Below are 271 nucleotides of genomic sequence, written 5' to 3'. Positions count from 1 at the left end.
TCTTAGCGGTTAGCCGCACTTCGAGTTGGTGCTTCACCAGCTGGTACGGCACCGAGTAGTAATGGCCCTCGACCTCGACGTGATAGTCGATGTGCACCCGCACCTTTTTCCATTCGGCGTAGACATACGGATGTTCTGGTAGCAGTTGCAGTGCGGGTTGGTCGATGGTCTCGAAGGCCGAGCGGCGTGAGCCGGGCAGCTTCTTGAAGGGCTTTTGATTGAGGCGTTCGAGCAGCCCGCCAATTGCCGTGTTCAGTTCACCGAGCGAGAA

General features: G+C 57.6%; 1 pseudogene. It reads right to left on the bottom strand.

The annotated features are described in order from the left end of the window. Window positions 1–271 (bottom strand): annotated as a pseudogene (locus tag AACY52_RS31935) (IS21 family transposase); the annotation flags it as partial.

This window comes from Pseudomonas sp. EA_65y_Pfl1_P113 (assembly GCF_963970525.1).
Taxonomy (GTDB): Bacteria; Pseudomonadota; Gammaproteobacteria; order Pseudomonadales; family Pseudomonadaceae; genus Aquipseudomonas; species Aquipseudomonas tritici.
The sequence above is the reverse complement of the archived record's forward strand: the minus strand, read 5'-3'. Positions and strand labels throughout refer to the sequence as shown.